Consider the following 23,163-nt stretch of genomic DNA (forward strand, 5'->3'; position numbering starts at 1 on the left):
TATTTATAAATTCTGAAATTATTATTTCAAACTTCCAACCATATCTTCTGGTTTTACCCAGGCATCATAATCTTCTGCAGAAACGTATCCTAATCTAACCGCTTCTTCTTTCAGCGTTGTTCCATTAGCATGAGCTGTATTAGCAATTTCAGCAGCCTTATAATAACCAATTTTAGGATTTAAAGCTGTTACAAGCATTAAAGAATTGTTCAATAAAGTATTAATAACCTCTTGATTTGGTTCAATACCTACGGCACAGTTTTCTTCAAAACTAACACAAACATCTCCAATCAATTGTGCTGACTGTAATACGTTAGCTGCCATAACAGGTTTAAACACGTTTAATTCATAATGACCTTGCAATCCACCAACAGACACAGCAACATCGTTGCCCATAACTTGTGCGCAAACCATTGTCATGGCTTCACATTGTGTAGGATTTACTTTTCCTGGCATAATAGAACTCCCTGGTTCGTTAGCAGGAATAATGATTTCTCCAATTCCTGAACGTGGGCCAGAGGCCATCATTCTAATATCGTTAGCAATTTTATTTAAAGAAACCGCTAGTTGTTTTAATGCTCCATGTGTTTCAACAAGGGCGTCGTGAGCGGCTAAAGCTTCAAATTTATTCGGAGCTGTTATAAATGGTAAACCTGTAAAGTCAGCAATAAAATCAGCAACCATTTCACTATAACCTGCAGGCGTATTTAATCCTGTTCCTACAGCTGTTCCACCTAAAGCTAATTCACTTAAATGTGGTAATGTGTTTTCTAAAGCACGTAGACCATGGTCTAACTGTGCCACATATCCAGAAATTTCCTGACCTAGGGTAATAGGTGTCGCATCCATTAAATGGGTTCTGCCAATTTTAACAACATTACTAAACGCTTTAGATTTATCGTTTAAAGTGTTTCTTAACTGTTTTACTCCAGGAATCGTTGTTTCTACGATTTTCTTGTAAGCAGCGATGTGCATACCTGTAGGAAAGGTGTCGTTTGATGATTGTGATTTATTAACATCATCATTAGGCTGAATTGTTTTTTCGCCTTCACCAATAACTTTTCCTGCTAATTGATGCGCTCTATTAGCAATCACTTCGTTTAAGTTCATGTTACTTTGAGTACCAGAACCTGTTTGCCAAATCACCAATGGAAACTGATCATCATGCTTACCTTCTAAAATTTCATCACATACTTGAGAAATTAAATCACGCTTCTCAGCATCCATAACACCTAATTTGCAGTTTGTGTGAGCAGCTGCTTTTTTCAAGTAAGCAAACCCGTATACAACCTCTAAGGGCATAGAAGCCGCAGGCCCAATTTTAAAGTTGTTTCTAGAGCGTTCTGTTTGTGCACCCCAAAGTTTATCGGCAGGTACTCGTACCTCGCCCATAGTGTCTTTTTCTATTCTATAACTCATTTTGAAAGTATTAAATTCTGTGTTGTAAAGTTACGGTTTTTACCAGTTTTTAAGAACAGTATTCATGTAAATTTTGGATTACTTTTTTAACATTTATATAACGATTTTGAACCCATTAAAAAATATAAAATAAGTAACTTAGCTTACATGAGTCACTTAGGTGGTTCGAGTGAATTAAAATAAACTAAATAGATAATATTATGGCAACAATTAGATTAGGAGATGAAGCTCCAAATTTTACGGCTGAATCTACAGAAGGCACTATTAATTTTCATGAATGGCTAGGGGATAGATGGGGTGTCTTATTTTCGCACCCAGCTGATTATACACCTGTTTGTACAACGGAATTGGGTACCGTAGCTAAATACAAAGCTGCATTTGATAAAAGGAATGTGAAAGTGGTTGCATTAAGCGTAGATGGTGTAGGTTCACATCATGGTTGGATTAAAGATATTAATGAAACACAGGAAACAACAGTTAATTTTCCAATTATAGCTGATGAAGATCGAAAGGTTTCAGAATTATATGATATGATTCATCCTAACGCAGATAGTAATCTTACAGTACGTTCAGTATTTGTTATCGGTGCCGATAAAAAAGTAAAATTGATGATTACATATCCGGCATCTACAGGAAGAAATTTCGAAGAACTTTTACGAGTTATAGATTCCCTGCAATTAACGGCTTATCACAAAGTAGCAACTCCAGCGAATTGGAGAAATGGTGAAGATTGTGTTATTGTTCCTTCTGTTGCTACGGCAGATATACCGAGTATATTCCCTAAAGGGTTTGAAGAAATTAAGCCTTACCTGAGAACAACACCGCAACCCAACTTAAATTAGTTGAAAACTCTGTTAATAAATTTTATATTGATTTTGTATAACAAAGGTCTTTACATTATATTTGCGACAGATTTTATAACCGACACTTTACATTATGTTTGATTTTGATCAATATTTAGGCTTTTTAGCATTTCTAACCATTTTAACTTTAGGTTTTTGGTTACTGATTTTTTTATTAACTTTTGTAGTACCTTACTGGATTGGAGGGTCTTTAATTGAAAAATTTAAAGAAATGAAAGAGGAAAAGAAAGCTAAGCGCAACGCTTAATAACATAATTTGATATAAAAAAAGAGCTTAATTTTAAATTAAGCTCTTTTTTTATGCGTTGGTTTTTCTGGAATTAACCTTCGAAATCATCATCGCCACCACCATGATCCATGTTATTTCTTCTTTTTTCGTGACTTTGTTTTTTCTGGTTGAACCTATAAATGATAGAAAGATTGACTTGACGTTGCCTCCATTGCAATTCGCTCTCACTTTCAAAAAAATCAGTTTCTGTTAGTGAGATATATTTTCTTGAGTTAAAAACGTCACGAACGTTTAGGGACGCTGTAACATGATCACCAATCTCCTTACTAAATGCCAAATCCATAGAGAAAACACCTTCTGTTGTGCTTTGTGCATTTGAATTCGGACCTCTATAATTCATATTTGTTTGCCAATCTATTTCCCCTGGTAATGTAACTTTACTGCTAAATCTAGCAAACCAACTATTGTCACTGTTGCCATAATCAACGCCATTAAACTCACCATCTTTTTTAAACTGAAAGTAATTAAAGCTAGTGTTTAACCTAAGCCATTTATAGGGGTTATAGAGTACACCTACTTCGGCACCTGTTCTATCATTAGATGATAAATTAATAGGAATAGTTCTAATGATATCAATTCCGTCAGACGTTTGTTGTCCAGTTTCTTCTTGTACACGTTCAAAAGATCCGGTTTCATGTTGATAATATATCGAAGTTGTTAGAGTCAAGTTATCCCATCGTTTTAAGTAACCAATATCGAAAGCACTGGAAAAAGCTGGTGCAAGATTTGGGTTCCCCTGAAACACATTCGTTCTACTAGATCGTGACGGGAAAGGGTTGATGTAATATCCTCTCGGCCTGTTTATTCTTCTATTATAACCAAATGTGATGCTTTCTTCTTTATTATCATCTTTTTTAGCCAGGTTATAAATAAGGTTTACGGTAGGGAATAGACCAAGATAATTATTGTTAAAATCTAGATCTATAGGAAAACCAAAAGCATCTTCCAATTCTTGATCTGTTAAGTGAGAATCAATAACACCTTTTAATTGCGTATTTTCTAGTCGAAGTCCTAAAAGAAATGAAAAATCGCCAAATTTTGTACCATACTGGGTATAAACTGCAGCAATATTTTCGGAGTAATCAAAAATGTTAGAAATGGTATCATTTATAAAAAAATCACCTGTACTAAGATCTTCTTGTCTTAGCGTATAATCTGTGATTTCATTTTGGAAGTTTCCTCTAAAACCAGCTTCAAACCTAGAGTCTTCACCAATGGGTAATACATAATCAGCTTGAATTAAATATTCTTTTTCTTTTTCAGTTTGGTTAATTTTTTCTTCTTGAAAAGGTTCAGGGTTCGTTTGATTTGTGACTATATAATTTTCATTAATATCAGAAAATTGTTCTTCATCTTTATTTTCAAATTGAAAATCGGCTGTCAATTCATGCCCTTCATCATTGAATTTAGTGACATAGTTTAATGCAAATTGTAAATTATTACCCGCTTCACTTTCTTTTTCTTTTCTAAGCGTTTCCTCTTCGAGAATATTCGAATTATATCTTTCACTATAGTTTAGAGACTCATCGTTATCTTCACCGTTTCTATAAAAAACACTTCCGGTAACTGTAGTTTTATCGGTAAGGAAATATTCCATACCCAAACTCGCGTTGTAATTACGATTTAAACGTGTAACTTTTTGATCTTCACTAATGTCCTCAAATTCTGGTGCAACTGTTTGTCCGTTCTCAATTTTATCAAAATAATGTGTGTTACTATTACTGTTTCTAGGTGCATCATAATAGCGAAATCCTAAGTTTGAGAATAGGTTGAATTTTTCAGTTCTATAGTTCAAATTACTAGATATTCCTGCGTAATCAGGATTTCCCCCAGAAAGTGTTACCGAGCCATTAAAACCAAGGGTTTCCTTTTGTCTTAGAATAATATTTAGAATTCCAGCGGTTCCTTCAGCATCATATCTAGCAGAAGGAGAGGTAATAACCTCAACACGTTCAATAGCTTCAGCTGGTAATTGGGCAAGTATATTAGAATCTCCAAAACCAGCCATTGTTGAAGGTTTACCGTTAATTAAAATTCTAACGTTTTCATTTCCTCTTAAACTGATAGCGCCTTCAACATCAACAGAAACAGAAGGGACGTTGTTTAAGGCATCGCTAACGGTTCCGCCTGCAGCGGTTAAATCTTTACCAATATTATATATTTTTTTGTCTAATTTAATTTGAACTGTGGTCGTTTCGGCAATAACTTCAACCGCATCTAAAGCCTCCATGTTGATAGCTAAGCTAATAGATCCTAAATCTAAATCGGTAGATAATTCTTTATTTGTTAGAGTAATTGTTGTGTATGAAATATATTCAATAGAAACGTCGTAAATACCCTTAGAAATAGGAATACTGAATTCACCATTTTCATTGGTGATGCCGCCTTCAACGATTTTATTTTCAGCAGTGCTAAAAAACGAAACCGTAGCATATTCCAGAGGTTGCTTGGTTTCTTCATCGATAACTATTCCTGTGATGGTTAACTCTTTCCCTTTAATAGATTTTTGAGAATAGCTAAAATTTGAAAAAAGTAAAAATGTAAAAAGTAATGGTATAAATTTATGCATTAATCGTGGTTTGTTTAGTAAGACCACAAATTTATACCATGGTTTAAAGAAGGATGGTTAATGTTATGTTAATAAAACGACCTGAGATTAGATGATTTTGCTAATGTTTTCAGGTGGTCTACCTATAACAGCCTTATCGCCATTAATGACTATCGGACGCTCAATTAACTTAGGGTTTTCAGCCATGGCTGTGATTATTTGAGCATCACTCAAATCTTTATTTTTGAATTCACTTTTCCAAATGGCTTCATTTTTTCTAACCAATTGAATAGGTTTAATGTCTAAGAGCTTGATAATGTTTTTTAACTCTTCTTCAGTAGGTATATTTTCTAAATATTTAACAACTTCAAAATCTTTTCCTGAATCTTCAAGAATTTGTAATCCGCAACGAGATTTGCTGCATCGGTTATTGTGATATATTTTAATCATTCGAGTATAATATTATAGTTTTCTAGTTGTGTTAAAAGTTTTTCGGAGGACGTAAAATGAATTCCGTGTATATCTAATTTATTAGCGGCTTCAATGTTTCTTAAATTGTCATCAATAAAAATGGCGTTTTCAGCTTTAATGTTGAATCGGTTTAAGGTAAGCTCGTAAATTTCCTTAAAAGGTTTTCGAGTATTTTCTTCTCCTGAAACCAAAATAGCTTCAAACCATTTTAAAAATTCAAATTTTTCTTGAGCAATAGGGAAGGTTTCAGCGCTCCAATTGGTTAAAGCAACCACTCTATACTTCTTAGAATCTATGAGTTTTTTAAGAATGTCAACTGTACCCTGGATCGCACCACCTAGCATCTTTTCCCAATGGCCATAAAACAAACGAATTTCTTTTTCGTATTCAGGAAAAAGTACTACACGATCTTCTGTGGCTTGATCTAAGGGATAGCCTGCATCTTGGTTTTCATTCCAATCGCTTGTGCAAATATTATCTAAAAACCAACGTGTTTTTTCTTGATCTCCATTGAAAAGGTCTAAGAAAACATATTCTGGATTCCAGTCGATAAGCACGCCTCCAAGGTCGAATATAATAGTGTCTATTTTACTCATAATTGATTATCATCTTCAACTTTTTGTCCCATAGTCATAAGATAAGATTTTAGAAACTCTTGAATATTCCCATCCATTACAGCATCTACATTCCCTGTTTCATGACCGGTTCGAACATCTTTAACTAATTTATAAGGATGCATGACATAGTTTCTAATTTGACTTCCCCATTCAATTTTCATTTTACCAGCTTCAATATCTTCACGTTGTGCTAGCTGTTTTTGAAGCTCAATTTCATACAATTGTGACTTTAACATCTGCATAGCTCTCGATCTATTATCGTGCTGAGAACGTGTTTCAGAACATTGTATTTGAATGCCCGTAGGTTTGTGTAAAAGTTGTACTTTGGTTTCTACTTTATTTACATTTTGCCCACCAGCTCCACTAGAACGTGCCGTAGTAATTTCAATATCAGCAGGGTTGATCTCTATTTCAATAGTGTCATCAACAAGCGGATAAACATAAACGGAAGCAAAACTTGTATGACGCTTAGCGTTACTATCAAATGGAGAAATACGAACCAAGCGGTGTACGCCATTTTCACCTTTAAGCCAGCCAAAAGCAAAATCGCCTTCAAGTTCTAATGTAACTGTTTTTATACCAGCAACATCGCCTTCTTGAAAGTTAAGCTCCTTTATTTTAAAACCACTTTTTTCAGCATACATTAAATACATGCGCATGAGCATACTGGCCCAATCACAACTTTCTGTACCACCAGCTCCAGCGGTAATTTGAAGCACAGCACTTAAACTATCACCTTCTTCTGAAAGCATGTTTTTGAATTCAATATCTTCTAAAAGAACGGCTGTTTTATCGTAGTGTTCCTGAACTTCTTCAGCGGTGTATTCACCTTCTTTATGAAACTCATAAAGTAAATCAAGTTCTTCTATAAGAGATTTAGCGGTATTATAATCTTCAACCCATTTTTTCTTGACGCGAAGGGTTTTCATAATGACTTCAGCGGCTTTTGGGTCGTTCCAGAAGTTTGGATCGAAGGTTTGTTCTTCCTCGTTTTGTATTTCTATAAGTTTGGCATCTATGTCAAAGATAGTGCCTAAGTTTGTCGAGGCGGGTATTAAGATCTTTTATTTGATCGGATGTTATCATGTAAATTTACTTTTGAACAAAAATAGGATTTATACTTTTAGTTGAAAGTAAAACAGGTGTTATTTGAGTAGTTTATCGAATTAATTAATACTGATATTCTTTTTTTAATTACTTTTTTCGAAAAATTAATATTTATGAAGTTAAGTATTTTGATTCCTATGTATAATGCAATGGAGTTTATAGGTAATACTTTAGAAAGTTTGTTGCATCAGGATTTAGATGCGTCTGATTATGAAATCGTAATAATGGACGATGGTTCGACAGATGATTGCACTGCAATTGTAAAGGAGTATATGAAAACACATAAAAACATAGTGTTACATACACAAAAGAATGCAGGAGTAGTACCAACTAGAAAACGGTTACATAAACTAGCAAAAGGGGATTTTATATATAATATTGATGCCGATGACTACCTAATTTATGATGCGCTAGGTAAAATATTACATATTGCAATAGAAAAGGATTTAGATATAATTGGTTTTGATATTTTAACAACGGAAGAAAAAAAACTGTTTACTTCCGATAAAACATTTCCAACCTCATATAATGTTACTACAGGAGTTGAACATTTTGCTACACATAACAATGTTCTTCAAGGAACTGGTTGGTATTTGATTAGTAGACGTTTTATGCTTGAAAATAAGTTAGATTTTGGAGATGGTGTGTATGTAATGGATATTTTATTTACTTATAGTTCTTTACTTAAGGCAAAGCGAGTGGTGTATTTAGATATAGATATACAACGCTATTTACAGTCTCCACAATCTATGCAACGTAACCCAAATCATGAACATACTAGAAAATTAGCTACAGAATATTGTAGTGTAATTGGAAAGTTAAATGTGTTAATTGAAAAAACCAAAAGTAATCCAGAGATTTTATACCAAAAGGCCGCAATAACCTTAAAGTCTATGACAAGCCATATGATATTTTTAATGTTTGCGTTAATTATCAAATCTGATATGAAAGTAAAGGAAATAGATACTTTATTATCAAGCTTAAAGCGAATAAATATTTATCCAATGAAAGGTTTGACGGAAGGAACCAATTATAGTTTAAAGTTTAAATCGGCCGTCTTTTTATACAACCGAAGGTATTTATTTTATCCTTTATTGTTTCCATTGCGAAAAGCGTATAAGAAGAGTTTGGTTAAACTGCCGATTTAGATTAAAATGTTAAAAGTGGAATAAACTATCAAAAGTTTAGCAATATTTGTTGAAATTTTTATTTTAAATTATTGTGATAATAGACTTAAGAAGCGATACGGTAACAAAACCTACAAAAGAAATGTTAGAAGCCATGATGCAGGCTTCTGTTGGTGACGATGTGTTTAGAGAAGATCCTACTGTTAATCTTTTGGAGGAAAAAATAGCCGGTTTATTTGGTAAAGAATCTGCGTTGTTCTTTCCTAGTGGTACGATGGCAAATCAAACAGCTATTAAACTGCATACCAACCCAGGAGAACAGGTTATTTGTGATAAATATGCACACATTTATAATTATGAATCGGGAGGAGCATCCTTTAATAGTGGTGTGTCGTGTAAGTTGATAGATGGAAATAGGGGAATGTTTACCGCCGAGCAAGTTTTAGAAGCTATTAATCCAGAAGATTATTATTATAGTAAAACCAGCTTAGTTGAAGTTGAAAACACCACAAACAAAGGAGGAGGGGCTTGTTGGGATTTTAATGAAATTTTAAAAATAAGACAAGTTTGTGCTGAAAATGGATTAGGTTTTCATTTAGATGGCGCACGATTATGGAATGCCATTGTTGAAACAAACGATTCGCTCTTGCAGTATGGTAAAGTTTTCGATACGATTTCGGTGTGTTTAAGCAAAGGTTTAGGCTGTCCAATAGGATCTGTTTTGGTGGGAAATGCCGAAATTATGAAAGATGCTTTGCGTATTCGTAAAATATTTGGTGGTAACATGAGGCAAGCTGGCTATTTAGCCGCTGCTGGAAATTACGCTTTGGATTATAACATTGAAAGACTAAAAGAAGATCATAAAAAAGCTAAAGAAATAGGTGAGGCGCTTACACAATTATCTAAAGTAAAGAGTGTTGAAGCCGTTGAAACGAATATTGTGATTTTTGAACTACATGATGACGCAGACGATAAAGCATTTGTTCAAAAATTAGCAGAACAAAATATTTTTATAATAGGAATGGGTAATAAAAAATTACGCATGGTAACACATTTAAATTATAGTGATACCATGCATAATAAGTTTTTAGAAATTTTGAAATCTAACAGTTTTTAAGAGACTGCTCAATAAAAATTAAGCTTCTTTTTCTACAACTTCCGCAGATGGAGCGTTGGTTTTAATAGATGCGATACCGTTTTCCATACCATCAGTCCCTGCGTACATTTGGCTTGTACCTATAATTTGTCCGTTAGCAGCTTTTATATTAAAATGAAACTTTCCGTTAGCAGCAGTTTTACGTTCAAATTTCGAGTCGTCTGCACAGTTTGTTTTTACAGATTCAATACCGTTTTTAGCACCAGATTTATCAGCATAACCCTGACTTGCTAAGATAATTTGACCATTTTTTGCTTTCAGATGAAAATAAAATTTTTCGTTGTTTTCACTTTGAAATAATTCGAACATAATTTTTGAAATTTAAGATTAGAAACTAAAAATAAGAGATTTATATTTATTTTACTATTCTCAGGAGTCAAAAAAATGTTAATAACACTGTTTTTAATTATTTAAACATATCCATTCCTGGGATATTCGGCATACCTTCCTTCGCAACAGCAGCTAATTCAGCCTCGTTTACACTAGTTGCTTTTTCAATGGCTTTGTTTAAAGTAAGAATTAGATAATCTTCTAATTGTTCTTTGTCTTCTAACAATTCGTCATCTATTTCAATAGATTTTATCGTTCTATTGGCTGTTAATGTGATTTTTAACTTGCCATCATTGCTAGATTCATCAACTAAAACGGTGTCTAAACGTTTTTTAGTTTCTTCTACTTTTTGTTGGGTTTCTTTAAGTTTTCCCATCATACCCATCATATCTCCAAACATATTTTTTTCTTTTTTTTTGATTGATACAAAATTATTAAAAATAGACTAAATTTAGTGTTAATTAATATAAAATGAAAAATCAACTCTTTATTCTATCCTTAAGCGTTATTTTTGCCCACTCTTGTAAAGAAAATGATAAGATGATAGAACAAAAAACTCAGGTACAGCCACCAGTTGCTAAGAAAATAGCTCACAAACTAAGCATTCATAATGATGATAGAACCGATAATTATTATTGGTTGAATAATAGAGAAAACCCTGAAGTTATTGATTATCTCAATAAAGAAAACGAATATACCAAAGCGATGATGGCGCATACTGAAGATTTTCAGAAAACGCTGTTTGAGGAAATGAAGGCCAGAATTAAGGAGGATGATACTACCGTGCCTTATAAATTGAATGGTTATTGGTACATCACAAAATATGAAACAGGAAAAGATTACCCGGTTTACGTTAGAAAAAAAGGAACTTTAGACGCGGAAGAAGAAATTTTATTCGATTGTAACGAAATGGCTAAAGATCAGGCCTATTTTAGTTTAGGTGGTTTGTCTATTAGCCCAGATAATACTATGGCTGCTTTTTCTACCGATTTGGTAAGTAGAAGACAGTATACCATCCAGATAAAAAACTTGGTTACAGGTGAAATTTATTCAGATGAAATAAAAAATACCACAGGAAGTGCCACGTGGGCGAATGATAATAAGACGCTTTTTTATACGATGAAGGATGAAGTAACCCTGCGTTCAGAAAAAGTATTTAAGCATAAATTACATACCGAAAGTTCAGAAGATACGGTGGTTTTTCACGAAGAAGATGAAACATTCAACACCTTTGTTTATAAGACAAAATCGAAGAAATATATTGTTATTGGTTCTTCAAGTACTTTGTCTGCTGAATACCGTTTTTTAAACGCCGATACGCCTGATGGTGAATTCAAAATTTTTCAAGAACGTACGGAAGATTTAGAATATAGTATTGCGCATTACGAAGATTATTTCTATATCATTTCTAATACTGATGGCGCTACAAATTTTAAAATCTCTAAGACTCATGAAAATAGTACGCCTTTAGAGAATTGGAAAGATGTTATTCCACATAGAGATGATGTACTTATAGAGGATCTTGAGATCTTTAAAGATTATTTAGTTGTTAATGAACGTGAAAACGGACTCAATAATTTAAGAATTATGAGCTGGAATGGCAAGGAAGATTATTATTTACCATTCAATAGTGAAACATATACAGCATACCTAGGTAATAATCCAGATTTTGATAGTGAAACGATGCGTTATGGTTATAATGCTTTAACATCGCCAAGTTCAGTGATAGATTACAACTTTAAAACCAAGCAAAGTGATATTAAGAAGGAGCAAGAGGTTTTAGGCGGAAACTTCAAAAAAGAGAATTACGAATCGAAACGAATTTGGGCTACAGCAAGAGATGGTGTGAAAATACCAATGTCTATGGTGTACAAGAAAGGCGTGAAGTTTGATGGTTCTGCACCTTTATTGCAGTATGCCTATGGTTCGTATGGGTCAACTATAGACCCTTCATTTTCAACAGTGCGTTTAAGTTTACTAGACAGAGGGTTTATATATGTTATAGCGCATATTAGAGGTGGTGAATATTTAGGTCGCGAATGGTATGAAAAAGGGAAGTTATTAACTAAAAGAAACACCTTTACAGATTATATAGATTGTTCGAAATATTTAATTGAAGAAAAATATACATCGAATAAACATTTGTATGCCTACGGTGGTTCTGCAGGAGGCTTATTAATGGGAGCTATAATCAATATGAAACCAGAATTATATCATGGTATTTTAGCAGCTGTTCCTTTTGTGGATGTGGTTACCACGATGTTGGATGATACGATTCCTTTAACAACAGGAGAGTACGACGAATGGGGAAATCCTAATGAAGCAGAGTATTATCAATATATGAAGACGTATTCACCATATGATAATGTAGAAGCTAAAGCGTACCCAAACATGTTAGTAACCACAGGATTACATGATTCTCAAGTGCAATATTGGGAGCCAGCGAAATGGGTTGCAAAATTAAGAGAATTAAAAACAGACTCAAATAGATTATTACTTTACACAGACATGGATTCAGGTCATGGTGGGGCTTCAGGACGTTTTGAAAGCTTAAAAGAAGTGGCTTTAGAGTATGCCTTTTTATTAGATTTAGAAGGAATGCATGGTCAGTAGAAAAAAATGTTTTATTTTTGTACGGTTTTAAGCTGTTTTGCTTTCAAATGGTAAGCAGTTACTAAAAAGGATTTATGGAACAAAGAAATCACGTTTATAACAACGTATTAGATTTGGTAGGTAATACACCACTTGTCAAACTTAATCGAATTACTTCTAAGTTTAATGGTGACTTTTACGCAAAAGTAGAAGCTTTTAATCCAGGACAATCTTCAAAAGACAGAATTGCGCTTTATATAATCGAGGAAGCCGAAAGAAAAGGCATTCTTTCTCCAGGCGATACCATTATTGAAACAACCTCTGGTAATACGGGTTTTAGTATTGCTATGGTAAGTATCATTAAAGGTTACGATTGTGTTTTAGCTGTAAGTTCTAAATCTTCACCAGATAAGATTGATATGCTGAAGACGATGGGAGCGAAGGTATATGTGTGTCCAGCACATGTTAGCGCCGACGACCCACGTTCTTATTATGAAGTTGCAAAGCGTTTACATAATGAAATGAAAGGTTCTGTGTATATAAATCAGTATTTCAACCAATTGAATATTGATGCACATTACCACTCTACAGGGCCAGAAATTTGGAAACAAACTGAAGGCAAGATCACCCACTTAGTGGCTTGTAGTGGTACCGGAGGAACTATTTCTGGAACCGCTAAATATTTAAAAGAACAAAATCCGAATATTAAAGTTATTGGTGTTGATGCCTTTGGTTCTGTGATTAAAAAATATCACGAAACAAGAGAATTCGACGAAAAAGAAATTTATCCATACAGAATAGAAGGTCTAGGAAAGAATTTAATTCCTGGAGCTACAGATTTTGATGTTATTGATAAATTTGTGAAAGTAACTGATGAGGAAAGTGCACATACAGCAAGAGAATTAGCAAGAACCGAAGGGATTTTTGCTGGTTACACCTCTGGAGCAGCAATGCAAGCCATTAAGCAATTAGGTGAAGATGGTACCTTTGGAAAAGATGATAAAGTCGTTATTATATTTCCAGATCATGGAGCAAGATACATGAGTAAGGTTTATAGTGATAAGTGGATGAGCGATCAAGGCTTCTTTGATAGTGTTAATGAAGCTGCCGCAGAAAGCATTCAATACATAAAATAACTTCAATTGGAAGTTTATGAAAGAGATGGTCTTTTGCTTTTTAAGTAGAAAACGATCTCTTTTTTTATTTTATAATAATTGAACGTATTTTATTTTATAATAATTGAACGTAAAAAATTATGTTCAAAGCTAATAAATAATTAATTTTGCATCAATTAACTTCAGACTAAAACTTACTTCTTTTTCTACTATAAATAGCTTTAATATGCTGTTGGTGAAAAGTGCTAGAGTTTAAAGTTATGTCTTAATTTTAATCGCAACAAGATTTATAATAAATGAGAGATTTATTTGATAAAATTTACAAGGATAAAGGACCATTAGGAAAATGGGCGTCTCAAGCTGAAGGATACTTTGTGTTTCCTAAACTAGAAGGAGAAATTTCTAACCGTATGAAATTTCAAGGGAAAGACGTTATCACTTGGAGTATTAATGATTATTTAGGTTTAGCAAATCACCCAGAAGTAAGAAAAGTAGATGCTGAAGCAGCTGCCGAGTATGGTTCTGCTTACCCAATGGGAGCAAGAATGATGTCTGGTCACACAGATTTACACGAAAAACTTCAAAATGAATTGGCATCTTTTGTTAAAAAAGAAGCCGCTTATCTTTTAAATTTTGGTTACCAAGGTATGGTTTCTACCATTGATGCTTTGGTTTCAAAGGATGATATTATCGTTTACGATGTAGATGCTCACGCTTGTATTATTGATGGTGTGCGTTTACACATGGGAAAACGTTTTACTTATAAGCACAATGATGTTGAGAGTTTAGAGAAAAACTTAGAGCGTGCTACTAAAATGGCAGAACAAACAGGCGGAGGGATTTTAGTAATTTCTGAAGGTGTTTTTGGTATGCGAGGAGAGCAAGGACGTTTAAAAGAGATTGTTGAACTTAAGAAAAAATTTAATTTCAGATTATTTGTTGATGATGCGCATGGTTTTGGAACTTTAGGAGCAACTGGAGCAGGAGCAGGTGAGGAGCAAGGTGTGCAAGCTGATATTGATGTGTATTTTGCAACATTCGCAAAATCTTTAGCTAGTACAGGAGCGTTTATCGCAGGTGATCAGGAAATTATTGATTACTTAAAATATAATTTACGTTCTCAAATGTTTGCGAAATCTTTGCAAATGCAATTAGTTGTTGGAGCACTTAAGCGTTTAGAAATGCTTAAAACAATGCCAGAGCTAAAAAATAAATTATGGGAGAATGTTAATGCATTACAGTCAGGTTTAAAAGAACGTGGTTTTGATATTGGAACAACACAAAGTTGTGTAACACCAGTATACTTAAAAGGTAGTATTCCAGAAGCCATGGCTTTAGTTCGTGATTTACGTGAAAACTACGGAATATTCTGTTCTATAGTGGTTTACCCTGTGATACCTAAAGGTTTAATTTTACTAAGATTAATCCCTACAGCAACACATACTTTACAAGATGTATCAGAAACTTTAGATGCTTTTGATGCGATTCGTGAGCGTTTAGAAAACGGAACTTACAAGCGTTTATCTGCAGCTGTAATGGCAGCAATGGGTGAGTAGTTTTATAGAAAAAACATATAAAGCATAAAAAATCCGATTCAATTTTGAATCGGATTTTTTTATGAATTTATTTAACTGTTTTCATTATATAAAAAATAAGGTACACTTCAAATTAAGAAAGTTCTTTTCTGAAGGTTTTTCTGCGTTTTAAAACTTTAGGGTCAAAATGCTTCCATATTTTCTTTATAGCTTCATTATCTTCTAATTCTGGTGTGCGATAACAGGTTTCAATACCACGTTTTTTAAAAGTTTCATAGTATTCATTAAAAATAACGGCATGAACCCCTTTATTTTGATACTCCGGATGAACCCCAATTAAATAGAAATCAGCTGTTTTACTATTTTTCTTTGCATCTAATATGTATTTAAAACCGAAGGGAAATAAGCGTCCTTTCGCTTTTTGTAAAGCTTCCGAAAAAGAAGGCATAACGATAGCAAAGGCGACTAATTCATCTTGTTCATCAACGACAAACTTGATGAATTCTGGGTTTATAAAACTAATAAATTTCTTCTTGAAATAAGCCTTTTGAATATCGTTAATAGCAACAAAGGAAGATAACGATGCGTATGTTTTATTGAATAAATCAAACATCTGATCCACATAAGGCATGACATCATCCGTTTTTGTAAAATTAAGCGCTCTTAAATTATAACGTCTCTTAATTATTTCTTGTGCTTTATAGAAGAATTCTGGCTTCACGTTTTCAAAAGGAAAAATACTTTCTATATATGTTTTTTCAACTTTAAAACCAGCGGCTTCGTAGTGTTTAATATAGTAGGGATGGTTGTACCATGTTACCATACATGAAATAGAGTCGAAACCTTCTGTTAAAACGCCAACCTTATCAAGGTTTGAGAAGCCTACAGGGCCTTCAGTGTATTCTAACTGATGTTCATTTCCTATTTCTGTTACTTTTTCTAAAAGAATTTTCGAAACTTCTAAATCATCAATAAAATCGAACCAGCCAAAACGCATTTTCTTTTGATTCTGACCATTAATTTCAAGCCAGTTAACGATGGCTGCTACTCTTCCAACTATTTCGTTGTCCTTGTAGGCTAGAAATAGACGCGCTTCAGCATCATTAAAAACAGGGTTTTCCTTTTTGTTAAATGATTTAATTTCCTGACTTATAATTGGAGGTGTCCAATATTTAGAGCCTTTATATAGTTTAAATGGAAACTTGACAAATGCCTTGAGTTCCTTTTTTGTTTTAACTTCCTTAAGTTTTATCATACTTTAATAACGCGTTTTACAGCGTGTTGAATCAATCAAAATCGATATCTTCTTTTTTTCTTTTTTCAATAGGTTCTGGCTCAGTGTCTTTTTTCTTTTTACCCGTATTGCCTAAATTATTAGGAGTGCCATTTTCTAAATCTTCAACATCATTACTCACGTTAGGTCTTTTGTCCTTATGGAAGTCCAATCTGTAAGATGCTCCGAAATTAACACTAAATACCGCAGGTGTATCTTTAGTATTGAAGGTTATGGCGCTATCAAGCTGAAGGTTTTTGTTCCATAAATAAGCCGCACCAAGCCTAAATAGATTGTCCGCGTAAAAATCACTCTTAATCCCTTGAGTCTCTCCAAAGATAACCCATTTGGTAGTTACGGCATGCGTTAAGGTTAAAATGTATTGAAAATCTGATTGATCAGTACCAATTCTATCTTTAATAAAGTTCATTACAAATACCCAACCACTAGCAAAGTTGTTTTGAGTGGCAATCATAACTTTCGGACTAAAACCTTCAATCCCTGTTGCTGTAAACGGATTGTCTGCCGAATCAATATTCCCTCCAACATAAACAGAAACTGCTGGAATTAATGACTTCCATTTAAAGGCTCGGTTTGCTTTCCAGCTGTATAAGTTGGGTTTTTCTTCCGGTTTATTTTTAAGAGGATCGAAAACTAAATATTTGGCACCAATGGTAAAATATTTAAAGTTAGATCTTTTGTAGTCGCTGTCGTAATCTGATACAAATTTCTGAGTGTCATTTTGGTAGGTGCCTTCTAAGCTAATTTCTAAAGGTTCCCAAAGTAAACCATATCGCGCAGCGAAATCTACACCAAAGCCAGTGGCTTCATAGGCAGCTGCAGGAGTTCGCTCTTCTTTATTAAAATAAGGGCCAACTTCAAATTGAACGACGTTGGTTCCTACAGAAAAAGCACTTCTAGACACTCCAGGTCTATTAGAATTAATCACTTCTGTGTATTGGCAAAAACCTTGGGTTGAGGCTAAACAAAATAAGATAATCAGCGTAGATTTTAGTAGGTTCATAGGCAGTGGTTCAAAAATTGTTTAATTGTCAAGTTATTAAACGCTGCCCAAATATAGATATTTTATACTTTTTTTATCATTTTTCGGCTTTTTTTCAGAAGATAGAATTGTATTTTTGCTATCAATTACAAATAATAGTTAAAAAATGGGGTTATTAAGAACCATACTTATAATTGCGTTAGTTTATTACGGTCTGAAAATACTTTCAAGAATTTTCGCGCCTTTTTTAATGAAATATGTTTCTAAAAAAGCTGAAGAACGTTTTGGAGGGCAATTTGGTCAGTTTCAAAGAGAACCCAAAAAAGAAGCTTCTAAAAAAGAAGGTGAAGTAACTATAGATAAAATTCCACAAACAAAAACTTCAAATAAAAAGGTAGGCGATTATGTTGATTTCGAAGAAATAGATTAATTTTCGCAATCATTAGAATTAAAACCAATTTATGCCATTTTCAATAAAAAAGTTTTTACCACACATATTAATACTTCTAGGTTTTGTTATTATTTCGCTAGCTTATTTTAGCCCTGTTTTAAAAGGAAAGGCGATTTATCAGAATGATATCGTTCAATTTATCGGGATGAGTAAGCAACAAACCGATTTTAAAGCTGAAACCGGCGAAGAAACGTATTGGACAAATAGTGCTTTTGGTGGTATGCCTACCTATCAGTTAGGTGCAAAATACCCACACAATTACATAAAAAAGTTAGATTTAGCACTTCGTTTCTTGCCTAGACCTGCTGATTATCTTTTTCTTTATTTACTTAGCTTTTATATCTTTCTGCTTAGCTTAAAGGTAGATTTTAAATTAGCTGCACTTGGTGCATTGGCCTTTGGTTTTTCTACGTATTTAATTATAATACTTGGTGTTGGGCACAATAGTAAGGCTCATGCCATAGCTTATATGCCATTAGTTCTAAGCGGAATTGTTCTAGTTTTTAGGAAGAAATACATTTGGGGGTTTTTGTTAACTGTTGTAGCGATGGGTTTAGAATTGGTGTCTAACCATTTTCAAATGACCTATTATTTAATGTTCTTGGTTATTGTGTTGGGGATCGCCTATTTGGTTGATGCTTATAAAAAGAATACACTGCCACATTATTTTAAATCTGTTGGTATTTTGGTTGGAGCAGTAGTGCTTTCAATTGCTTTGAACGCCACAAATATTCTAGCAACTCAAGAATATGTTAAGGAAAGTAAACGTAGTAAAAGTGAATTAACGATTAATCCAGATGGTTCACCAAAAATGGTGACTAATGGTTTAGATAGAGATTATATTACTCAGTTTAGTTACGGGATTGTTGAGAGTTTAAATTTATTCATTCCAAGATTTGTTGGTGGCGGTAATTATGAGGATGTAGGGAAAGATTCTGCTACATATGAAGCTTATCGTAAACTAGGGGCATCTACAACCCAAGCCTTACAAGAATCGAAACGCGCCCCTTTATATTGGGGAGATCAGCCAATTGTTGAAGCGCCAGCTTATATTGGAGCTGTTGTATTGTTCTTATTTGTTTTCGCCTTGTTTATAGTGCGTGGACGTTTAAAATGGTGGCTTGTAGGCGGAACGGTATTATCTCTGTTACTTTCTTATGGAAAGAATTTAGGGTTTTTAACCGATTTCTTTATTGATTTTGTGCCTCTTTACAATAAATTTAGAGCCGTTAGTTCTATCCAAGTTATTTTAGAATTGTGTGTACCAGCCTTAGCTATTTTTGGTTTGGTAAAGCTGTTTAATAATTCAATAGAAAAAGAAGAAAAATTAAATGCTTTAAAATATACAACGATAATCACTGGTGGACTGACTTTAGTTTTTCTATTGTTTAAATCGTCGCTATTTGATTTTGTAGGTATTAATGACGGACTCTATCGTCAGAATTACGGTCAAGAATTTATTGATGCTATAAAATCTGATAGAAGATCTGTGTTCACAAAGGATAGTTTAAGGACTTTGTTGTTTGTATTGCTTTCCGCTGGTGCTATTTTTATGTTTTTAAAAGATAAACTGAAAGAAAAATGGGTGATAACTGCTTTTTGTGTCCTTATTTTATTCGATTTAGTTGGTGTGGATAGGCGTTATGTGAATAATGATGATTTTGTTTCAGGTGTAAAAATGAGCAAACCGTTCCAAGCTTCAGAAGTTGATAAATACATCTTACAGGACACCACCAATTATCGTGTTTACGATTTGGTTTCTGGGCCTTCAAAACCTTCGTATTTCCATAATTCATTAAACGGTTATAATGCTGCCGAATTAAGACGCTATCGTGAGGTTTTCGATTTCTACATCGCTAAAAACAACATCAATGTGCTTAGTATGCTGAATACAAAGTATATTGTAGCTCCAGATGAAGAAGATAATGCGTATCCTTACGAAAATAACGATGCTAATGGAAATGCATGGTTTATTGATAATTTAAAAGCTGTTGATTCTGCTAATGAAGAAATTTTAGAATTAGATAGTTTAAACACGAAAACTACAGCTGTTTATTCGCCACACCAGGCTAGTCAGCACATCGAAATAAATAAGAAAAGTTTTAAAAATGATTCTACTTCAATTATTGATTTAGTGGATTTTAAACCTAATTATTTAAAGTATAAGTCTGATAGTAGAAATGATGGCTTTGTGGTCTTTTCGGAAATTTATTACGGCAATGGATGGAAGGTTTTTGTTGACGGAGAACCGGCTAATTTTATGCGCGTAAACTATATTCTAAGAGGTATGCCTTTGTCTGCCGGTAGTCATGTTATAGAGTTTAAGTTTGATCCAGATGTTGTTAAAACCGGTAGTAAAATTACACTTGCAAGTTCGGTTTTACTGGCTATTTTATTATTGGGTGCGCTGTTTTATGAATTCAGACGTAAGCCTGAGAATTCATTCAAAGCGTAAATCTGTGTTTTTTTACTTTTATTCAACCTGCATATTTAAATGAAGCAAAAAAAAGTGCTTATTATAACCTATTATTGGCCACCTGCGGGAGGTCCAGGAGTGCAGCGTTGGTTGAAATTCGTAAAATATTTACCTGAGTTTGACGTAGAGCCTATTGTTTACGTTCCCGAAAACGCTAACTATCCTTTAACTGACGAGAGTTTAAATTCGGAAGTTTCTAGCGCGTTAACAGTTATAAAACAACCTATTAAAGAGCCCTATAAATTAGCAGGTATTTTATCTAAAAAATCTTCTAAAACAATTAGTAAAGGAATTATTTCTGAAGAAAAAAAACAATCAGTATTAGAAAAACTTATGCTTTTTGTGCGAGGTAACTTCTTTATACCAGACGCGCGAGTAGGTTGGGTGAGGCCTTCTGTAGCTTACCTTTCTGATTATATTAAAAAGGAAGCGATTACAACTGTGATTACGACAGGGCCGCCCCATAGCATACATCTGATAGGTTTACAGCTTAAGGAGAAACTAAGAGTAAACTGGTTAGCCGATTTTAGAGATCCTTGGACCACCATTGGATATCATAAGCAGTTAAAATTAACTGCGACTTCAGAAAAAAAGCATAAATCCTTTGAAAAGCAGGTGTTAAACACAGCTGATCAAATAATAGTTACAAGCTTTACAACAAAGGCGGAATTTCAAAATATCACAAACAAACCTATAGAAGTTATCACGAATGGGTATGATGATGAAGGTTCAGTGTCTTTTGAGATGGATTCAAAGTTCACTTTGGCGCATATTGGCTCCTTATTATCAAAGAGGAATCCTGAAATCTTATGGCGTGCTTTAAGTGAATTGATTAATGAAAACATAGATTTTTCTGAAGATTTTCAACTAAATTTTATTGGAGAGGTAAGCGAAAATGTGGCTAATTCTATTAAAGATCATAATTTAAGTAATTATGTAAATGATGTAGGTTATGTTTCACATAAAGAATCTATTACATTTCAAAAAAAATCACAAATATTACTGTTAATTGAAATTGATTCCGAAGAAACCAAATGTATTATTCCGGGGAAGTTATTTGAATACATGGTTTCTAATAGACCTATAGTTGCTATTGGCCCGAAGGGTTGGGATGTTGAGAAAATCATAAAAGAAACCAATACCGGAAATTGTTTTAATTATAATGATTTTGACCATTTAAAAAACACTATTTTAGAGCATTATTATGCTTTCAAAAAAGGGAAGTTGCAAACACATCCGATAGGATTGCAAAAATATCACAGAAAAGCATTAACTAAATCTTTGTCAAAAATGCTTTAAATGGGAGTCGTTGCTATACAGTCTTTTAAAAATATCATTTCTACCTACCTGGGGTTCTTTGTTGGAGCTATAAATACATTATTTCTATACACCGAATTTTTAAGTGATGAGTATTATGGCATGGTTAGTTATATGTTATCACTAGCTTATGTAATAATGCCTGTTATGGCCTTAGGGATGCATAATACTTTGGTGAAATTTTATTCCTCATTCAAAACAAGGGTTTCGTTGAATAGTTTTTTAACATTGATGCTATTTTTACCTATGTCAGTTATTATTCCTGTGGTTATAATAACTTATTTCGGTTACGATGCTATTGCAGCCTTACTTTCCAAAAAGAACACAATTATTGAAGGTTATTTATGGCATACGGTATTTATAGCGATTGCTTTAGCTTATTTTGAGGTGTTTTTTGCTTGGGCTAAAGTGCAAATGCAAACTGTTGTTGGTAACTTTATGAAAGAGGTTTTTCATCGCGTAGGCACAATGGTATTGCTGTTTTTGCTCTATTTTAAAGTGGTTGATTTGGAGCAGTTTATGATTGGAATTGTTGTAGTTTATATGTTAAGGATGTTGGTTATGAAGATTTACGCTTTTAGTGTTAAATTCCCTGTAGTCACGTTTAAGCGATTAAAGAACATCGAAAGTATTTTAAAATATTCTTTTCTAATCATCATAGCGGGATCAATTGCTACCATTTTATTAGATGTTGATAAGGTTATGTTGGGGTCTTATGTTGACATAAAAGAAATTGCCTATTATAGCGTAGCAATTTTTATAGCGGCTGTTATTGCGGTACCACAGCGTTCGATGCATCAAATATTGATGCCGTTATCAGCTAAGTATCTTAACGATAGAGATTTTGAGTCGTTAGAGGATTTGTATAAGCGCAGTTCTTTAAACCTACTTGTGGTAGGTGGTTTTATCTTTTTGCTAATAGTTTTAAACATTAATGAGTTATACTATATTATACCAGAAGAGTTTAGTGGTGGTCTGTTTGTGGTGTTTATAATAAGTATTTCGAAGCTTTACGACACAGCTTTAGGAAGCAATAATGCTATTTTGTTTAATAGTGATTATTACAGGGTTGTATTAGTCTTAGGGGTTGTGTTAGTGATACTTATGATTGTATTAAATATGCTTTTAATTCCTGTATTAGGTATCAATGGTGCTGGTTTAGCAACATTTATAGCTATTTTTTTATATAATTCAGTTAAGTTATATTTTGTTTATAGGAAGTTTAAGATGTTTCCTTTTACAATTGATTCATTAAAGATAAGCGGTTTGATTTTAGTAAGTGTGTTGCTGTTTTATTTTTGGGAATTCCCTTTTCATCCTGTAGTAAATATTGCGTTGAAATCAACTTTAGTTGCTATTCTTTACGGGGGAGTGGTGTATCGTTATAATTTTTCAGAAGATATATCATCACTTATTAATCGTTTCTTGAAATTAAAATAAGATAACTTTTATGGAAAAAGAAAACCCCACAATG

20 protein-coding genes are annotated in these 23,163 nt (G+C 33.5%); 11 read left to right on the forward strand and 9 right to left on the reverse strand.

Annotation, left to right across the window (positions count from 1 at the left end; translation table 11 throughout):
* Positions 1-21 precede the first annotated feature (21 nt).
* Positions 22-1,419 (reverse strand): class II fumarate hydratase, encoded by a 1,398-nt coding sequence (gene fumC, locus Q4566_RS04105; RefSeq protein ID WP_303418574.1) that lies wholly within the window; start codon positions 1,417-1,419, stop codon positions 22-24.
* Positions 1,420-1,619: 200 nt separating this feature from the next.
* Here fumC and Q4566_RS04110 point away from each other — a divergent pair, with 200 nt between their 5' ends.
* Both Q4566_RS04110 and Q4566_RS04115 read left to right on the forward strand, forming a co-directional pair.
* The gene (locus Q4566_RS04110) at positions 1,620-2,261 is read left to right on the forward strand and encodes a peroxiredoxin (RefSeq protein ID WP_303418577.1); all 642 of its coding nucleotides are present in this window, start codon (positions 1,620-1,622) and stop codon (positions 2,259-2,261) included.
* A gap of 94 nt (positions 2,262-2,355) precedes the next feature.
* Positions 2,356-2,529, forward strand: coding sequence for a hypothetical protein (locus Q4566_RS04115; RefSeq protein ID WP_303418579.1), 174 nt, complete (start codon positions 2,356-2,358; stop codon positions 2,527-2,529).
* Between the two features lie 73 nt (positions 2,530-2,602).
* Here the strand turns inward: Q4566_RS04115 and Q4566_RS04120 are convergent, their stop codons facing one another.
* The 4 genes from Q4566_RS04120 to prfB all read right to left on the reverse strand — a co-directional run bounded on the left by Q4566_RS04120 (position 2,603) and on the right by prfB (position 7,293).
* A complete protein-coding gene (locus Q4566_RS04120; RefSeq protein ID WP_303418582.1) occupies positions 2,603-5,140 on the reverse strand; it encodes an outer membrane beta-barrel protein in 2,538 nt (845 codons plus the stop codon).
* An 87-nt stretch (positions 5,141-5,227) separates the two neighbouring features.
* Positions 5,228-5,569: an arsenate reductase (glutaredoxin) gene (gene arsC / locus Q4566_RS04125; RefSeq protein ID WP_303418585.1), complete on the reverse strand. Its 342-nt coding sequence runs from the start codon at positions 5,567-5,569 to the stop codon at positions 5,228-5,230.
* Positions 5,566-6,186: an HAD family phosphatase gene (locus Q4566_RS04130; RefSeq protein WP_303418587.1), complete on the reverse strand. Its 621-nt coding sequence runs from the start codon at positions 6,184-6,186 to the stop codon at positions 5,566-5,568. The genes arsC and Q4566_RS04130 overlap by 4 nt, the downstream gene beginning before the upstream one ends.
* A protein-coding gene (gene prfB, locus Q4566_RS04135) for a peptide chain release factor 2 (protein ID WP_303418590.1) occupies positions 6,183-7,293 on the reverse strand; the annotation gives its coding sequence in 2 pieces (ribosomal slippage) (positions 6,183-7,229 and positions 7,231-7,293; 1,110 coding nt in all). Before prfB ends, Q4566_RS04130 begins: the two co-directional genes overlap by 4 nt.
* A gap of 134 nt (positions 7,294-7,427) precedes the next feature.
* On the opposite strand from prfB, the gene Q4566_RS04140 reads away from it, so the two are divergent.
* Together Q4566_RS04140 and Q4566_RS04145 are read left to right on the forward strand one after the other, a co-directional pair.
* Entirely contained in the window at positions 7,428-8,462 is a 1,035-nt protein-coding gene (locus Q4566_RS04140) for a glycosyltransferase (protein WP_303418593.1), read from the forward strand.
* A 73-nt stretch (positions 8,463-8,535) separates the two neighbouring features.
* On the forward strand, positions 8,536-9,558 hold the full coding sequence (locus Q4566_RS04145) for a low specificity L-threonine aldolase (protein WP_303418594.1): 1,023 nt from the start codon (positions 8,536-8,538) through the stop codon (positions 9,556-9,558).
* An 18-nt stretch (positions 9,559-9,576) separates the two neighbouring features.
* On the opposite strand, the gene Q4566_RS04150 is transcribed toward Q4566_RS04145, so the two are convergent.
* Together Q4566_RS04150 and Q4566_RS04155 are read right to left on the reverse strand one after the other, a co-directional pair.
* A complete protein-coding gene (locus tag Q4566_RS04150) occupies positions 9,577-9,906 on the reverse strand; it encodes a YegP family protein (protein ID WP_303418597.1) in 330 nt (109 codons plus the stop codon).
* Between the two features lie 97 nt (positions 9,907-10,003).
* Positions 10,004-10,327 carry a YbaB/EbfC family nucleoid-associated protein gene (locus Q4566_RS04155; RefSeq protein ID WP_303418600.1) on the reverse strand — a complete coding sequence of 108 codons (324 nt, stop codon included), beginning with the start codon at positions 10,325-10,327 and terminating at the stop codon, positions 10,004-10,006.
* A 71-nt stretch (positions 10,328-10,398) separates the two neighbouring features.
* Between Q4566_RS04155 and Q4566_RS04160 the strand changes: the two genes are divergently transcribed.
* The 3 genes from Q4566_RS04160 to Q4566_RS04170 all read left to right on the forward strand — a co-directional run bounded on the left by Q4566_RS04160 (position 10,399) and on the right by Q4566_RS04170 (position 15,190).
* On the forward strand, positions 10,399-12,540 hold the full coding sequence (locus Q4566_RS04160) for a S9 family peptidase (protein ID WP_303418602.1): 2,142 nt from the start codon (positions 10,399-10,401) through the stop codon (positions 12,538-12,540).
* Between the two features lie 74 nt (positions 12,541-12,614).
* The gene (locus Q4566_RS04165; RefSeq protein WP_303418605.1) at positions 12,615-13,655 is read left to right on the forward strand and encodes a PLP-dependent cysteine synthase family protein; all 1,041 of its coding nucleotides are present in this window, start codon (positions 12,615-12,617) and stop codon (positions 13,653-13,655) included.
* Between the two features lie 275 nt (positions 13,656-13,930).
* Positions 13,931-15,190: an aminotransferase class I/II-fold pyridoxal phosphate-dependent enzyme gene (locus Q4566_RS04170; RefSeq protein ID WP_303418607.1), complete on the forward strand. Its 1,260-nt coding sequence runs from the start codon at positions 13,931-13,933 to the stop codon at positions 15,188-15,190.
* A gap of 112 nt (positions 15,191-15,302) precedes the next feature.
* Here the strand turns inward: Q4566_RS04170 and Q4566_RS04175 are convergent, their stop codons facing one another.
* A complete protein-coding gene (locus Q4566_RS04175; RefSeq protein WP_303418610.1) occupies positions 15,303-16,424 on the reverse strand; it encodes a GTP cyclohydrolase in 1,122 nt (373 codons plus the stop codon).
* Between the two features lie 31 nt (positions 16,425-16,455).
* On the reverse strand, positions 16,456-17,466 hold the full coding sequence (locus Q4566_RS04180; protein WP_303418613.1) for a transporter: 1,011 nt from the start codon (positions 17,464-17,466) through the stop codon (positions 16,456-16,458).
* Positions 17,467-17,611: 145 nt separating this feature from the next.
* On the opposite strand from Q4566_RS04180, the gene Q4566_RS04185 reads away from it, so the two are divergent.
* Genes Q4566_RS04185 through Q4566_RS04200 form a run of 4 tightly spaced genes read left to right on the forward strand, consistent with a single transcriptional unit; the run spans position 17,612 to position 23,129 of the window.
* Positions 17,612-17,875, forward strand: a complete 264-nt coding sequence (locus tag Q4566_RS04185; RefSeq protein WP_303418616.1) for a DUF4834 family protein — start codon at positions 17,612-17,614, stop codon at positions 17,873-17,875.
* A 31-nt stretch (positions 17,876-17,906) separates the two neighbouring features.
* Entirely contained in the window at positions 17,907-20,351 is a 2,445-nt protein-coding gene (locus Q4566_RS04190; RefSeq protein ID WP_303418619.1) for a YfhO family protein, read from the forward strand.
* Positions 20,352-20,390: 39 nt separating this feature from the next.
* Positions 20,391-21,671 (forward strand): glycosyltransferase, encoded by a 1,281-nt coding sequence (locus Q4566_RS04195; RefSeq protein WP_303418621.1) that lies wholly within the window; start codon positions 20,391-20,393, stop codon positions 21,669-21,671.
* Positions 21,672-23,129 carry a lipopolysaccharide biosynthesis protein gene (locus tag Q4566_RS04200; protein WP_303418624.1) on the forward strand — a complete coding sequence of 486 codons (1,458 nt, stop codon included), beginning with the start codon at positions 21,672-21,674 and terminating at the stop codon, positions 23,127-23,129.
* Positions 23,130-23,163: the final 34 nt, after the last annotated feature.

This window comes from Tamlana sp. 2_MG-2023 (assembly GCF_030548465.1).
GTDB lineage: Bacteria > Bacteroidota > Bacteroidia > Flavobacteriales > Flavobacteriaceae > Pseudotamlana.